Annotated in this window: 3 protein-coding genes and 2 pseudogenes; 2 read left to right on the plus strand and 3 right to left on the minus strand. The window is 39.7% G+C overall.

Annotated features, from left to right (window positions below):
* The 3 genes and pseudogenes from QUA01_RS27160 to QUA01_RS27170 all read right to left on the minus strand — a co-directional run.
* A pseudogene (locus tag QUA01_RS27160) lies at positions 1-108 on the minus strand (IS630 family transposase); the annotation flags it as partial.
* A protein-coding gene (locus QUA01_RS27165; RefSeq protein WP_442921598.1) for an IS5 family transposase occupies positions 89-1,640 on the minus strand; the annotation gives its coding sequence in 2 pieces (ribosomal slippage) (positions 89-1,208 and positions 1,207-1,640; 1,554 coding nt in all). The pseudogene QUA01_RS27160 and the gene QUA01_RS27165, both read right to left, overlap by 20 nt.
* Before the next feature lie 150 nt (positions 1,641-1,790).
* A pseudogene (locus QUA01_RS27170) lies at positions 1,791-2,132 on the minus strand (IS630 transposase-related protein).
* Between the two features lie 206 nt (positions 2,133-2,338).
* Between QUA01_RS27170 and QUA01_RS27175 the strand changes: the two are divergent.
* The gene (locus tag QUA01_RS27175) at positions 2,339-2,941 is read left to right on the plus strand and encodes a hypothetical protein (protein WP_333093615.1); all 603 of its coding nucleotides are present in this window, start codon (positions 2,339-2,341) and stop codon (positions 2,939-2,941) included.
* A 79-nt stretch (positions 2,942-3,020) separates the two neighbouring features.
* Positions 3,021-3,341 (plus strand): hypothetical protein, encoded by a 321-nt coding sequence (locus QUA01_RS27180; RefSeq protein ID WP_333093614.1) that lies wholly within the window; start codon positions 3,021-3,023, stop codon positions 3,339-3,341.
* Positions 3,342-3,610: the final 269 nt, after the last annotated feature.

A 3,610-nucleotide genomic window follows, 5' to 3' on the forward strand; every position in this document is an offset into this window, starting at 1 on the left:
TTCCTCTTTTTGAAAGGCATACACAGAACCTTCAAATTCCTCAAATCCTGACTCATCAATGAATACAAGACTTTTGCTGCCATAAATTTTAATTAGGGCTTGCTGAATAATCGATCGCCAGCCAAGAACAGGTGCGATCGATATATTCAAGCTCGGTTAAAGATAAGTTTTTCTGTATCGAGTTACCCCAATAATAATTAGGGATTATCTCCAACCACAAAACAGGTGTTCTTTTTCTAAATAGATATAAAAACACACAAAAAACCCGGCACCACCAGGTAGAAAGATTCATTACCAAAAAAGTAATTGCAATAACTGTACTAGATGTATTATCAAGTTTAGCCATCACTCTATTCAGACCGAATCTTCGTTTGCCTTGTCCGAACTTGCCCTCAATTGCATTTCTAATCCTCTCATCTTCCAACGCTTGCCTCTTTTTTGATTTACTCACAGTTGCTGGAGGTCTTCCTAAAGGAGGCCCGCTAATTCTAATGCCTTTTTCTTTACACCACGCTCGGTTTTCCCGATTTCGGTAAATGCGATCTGCATGAACGGACTCTGGATAATATCCTGTGAACCTATGATATGCTTCTACTTGGGCTTTCAATTCCCCTGATTGGTTAAAATTATCCCAGCTCATCCGGTCTAAAAATACATATCCTTCAAAACAACTGGCTGATAGTTTGGCTCCAAACTCTACGCTTTTTCCGGCTTTTCCTCTGACTATGAGACGGATATGGCGTTGGCTTAAACTTACTATTCTATCCTCAATACTCTGTTTATTATTATCAAATAACCCTTGCTGTTGACGATAGACTTCTGTGAACACTAGCAAGGTTTTATATTGCTTTTTGCTCAGGCGTTCCAGAGTCGCACCTGACTCGATTAGCTGTTCAATATAAGCGAGGTTTCTTTTGATATATTGAAGTTTTTTTTTAATTGCCTGTCTTTTTTTGTGGCGGGATTCTCTTCTTTGTTTTGCTATTAATAAGTAATCTTTTCGGGCGAGATTACGGTAGGTTCTGGGTTTTTTATGAGTATTTTCTTTGATTTGTTTATACAGGATGTCTATGATTTTTTCTGTATGAACTCTGGCTCTGTTTAATAGTCCTAAGTCGGTTGGATAAGTAATGTCGGCTGGGGCGCAGGTTGCATCTACGATCAACTTACGACGATTGGGTGACTCATTTTTGCCGTCCGAATCCTTTTTTCTTTCGGGTTTGACGCTCGGTGATTTCTCGCATTTTTGCGACCATGCGTTGGTTCACTTTATTAATTAGGTTGGGACTAATTCTTTGGCGAAAGTACACTAATAAAGATGGATCAAATGCGAGTTTATTACTGTATCTTGAATGATCGATAAAGTATTGTATATAGGGGTTTTCACGGATTTGTTCTACCGTTTCGCGATCGCTAATTCCCAGCTTTTCTTTAATAATTAACGCTCCCAATGCCATCCGAAAGGATTTGGCTGGTGCGCCCTTTTCTGTGGGGAAGTTTTCAGCATATTCTGATTCAAATTCTGACCACGGGATTAGTTCGCCCATTTTTACCCAACGGTTGTCAGCAGACAACCTTCCTCCGAAAGGCAGTTCAAAGTCGGATGGGGGGCTGGAGGCAAGCTCAGCTTTTTTGTACATGATCGCAGGTGGTGATGCACGGGTTTTGACCTATTTTACCTGTTTATCTTGCACGCTTCTCTCGCTCGCGCGCTCGAAACCTTTCGCCACGCAATATGCGCTCGGTTATTCAGCAAGCCCTAATTAATTCTCTCAGATTTCTATAATATTTCATTCTTTCTTCTCTATTTCTTTCTTTATAGAGAAGTTCTTTTTTTTTGTAATTTTCAGTTTTTTTAAGGCATAGCAGATGGCACTAGGTCGAACGCCTGAAAGTTTTTGCTCTTTCTACTAATCTTGCTGAGCGGATTTTTTTCAACATCTTTTTTTAAGGGCTTCCCAATCTAACTTTCGTTGACGGTGGTTGACCTGAGTTGGTCGAAGGTCTTCCCTACCTAGCCATCTATAAATTGTTGCTCTTCCTACCTTAAATATGGCGGCAGCTTTCGTTATACTCCCTCCATTTTCCACATAATTGACTACTTTTTGTCTTAGGTCTAGACTGTAAGCCATTTTTTTCTAATTAACTATTTTTATCCATTTTATCCGGGGGGGTGACAACCAGCCTGAAACCGAGAGGTGGTGAGGATTAAGCCAATGTGTGCTAAAAAAAAATAGGCAGCATAATTGTTACACGCTTGCCTATCAAAAAAATAATGATACCAACATTTTACCAGACTCATTAAAAAAAACAACTGACATCAGCTCAGTTTCTTGTAATGACAACTTTGCTATCTGTGATGCAATCAGAAAAACAAGTGAGACTAGAACGAGTGGCACGGGTATTTCCTTACCCAATTACAACGGAAAGTCGGCGTAGAAAACTACAAAGATTTCGGGATTTACCAAACTTAACTATCTCATTAATTTGGTTCCCCTTGATTACTTATTGGTTGACCACTTATTGCCCCATTGGTACTCGTTTATCAATCGCAATTGACCGCAGTCAATGGGGGCGCATTAATCTCTTTATGGTTAGCCTAATCTGGGAGCGAAGAGCAATTCCATTATACTGGTCGCTGTTGCCAAAATTAGGCAACAGTAACTTCGAGTTACAAACTACCAGTTTAGAGCAAGCTTTACCATTGTTTTCAGAATATAAAGTCATCGTTTTAGGAGACTGTGAATTTTGTTCTGTTGATTTGGGAAACTGGCTTAAGGAAAAGGGTGTGTCTTTTTGCTTAAGACTGAAAAAGAATCTTTGTATCGAAACAGAACATTTAGTTTGGCAACGGTTGGATGAATTAGGAATAGTACCCGGAACTTCTTTGTATGTTCAAGGGAAAAAAGTGAGAAAAACACGGGTCTCTAACCGGATTTGAGCTTGCTTGTAAGTGGAAAAGGAACTATGGGAAATATCAAGTTAAAGAAGCCTGGTTTATTCTCACGGACTTAGCCTCATTGCCAGCAGCTCTCAATGCTTATAAGCAGCGGATGGGTATTGAAGAAATGTTCCGAGACTGTAAAACAGGAGGCTACGATCTTGAAGGAATGAGCCTTAAAAGGAACAGACTTATTAACATGATTCTGCTCATGACACTTGCGTACACTTGGGCAATATTTCAAGGTACTGAACTGAAGAAAAAGCAGGTACTAGAATATGTATCTCGTCGAAAAAAAACCAAGAAGAAATATCGCAGACGGAGTACATTTGGTATTGGTATAGATGGAGAAAAGTGGGTTAATTATCTAGAAGAATATTCTTTGGAGGTGGAACAGTAAACGCAAGTTAACTCCTTCTAAACGCCGCTTTTATCAACAAGGTATGCGGGCTGTAATCCTTATACAGTCTATCTCGTAGACCTCTTTTTCACCCCCCCCCAGCCATTTTATCATGATCTTGCCTCTGTCTCACATTTATTTGAAATGACTATATATATAAGTAGTGCGCGCACTCGCTGGACTTGACGAAAGGGCAGGGTGGATTAATTGTCAACGCAATAATGTATCATAGAAGAGGCAATCAGATATTACCATCGGGTAAAACTATC

Source organism: Microcoleus sp. S36a_B3 (assembly GCF_036700745.1).
GTDB lineage: Bacteria > Cyanobacteriota > Cyanobacteriia > Cyanobacteriales > Microcoleaceae > Microcoleus.

Excerpts from the sequence above, each read along its gene's own strand:
- QUA01_RS27175 (WP_333093615.1), top strand. The coding sequence starts at position 2,339 with ATGACAACTTTGCTATCTGTGATGCAATCAGAAAAACAAGTGAGACTA.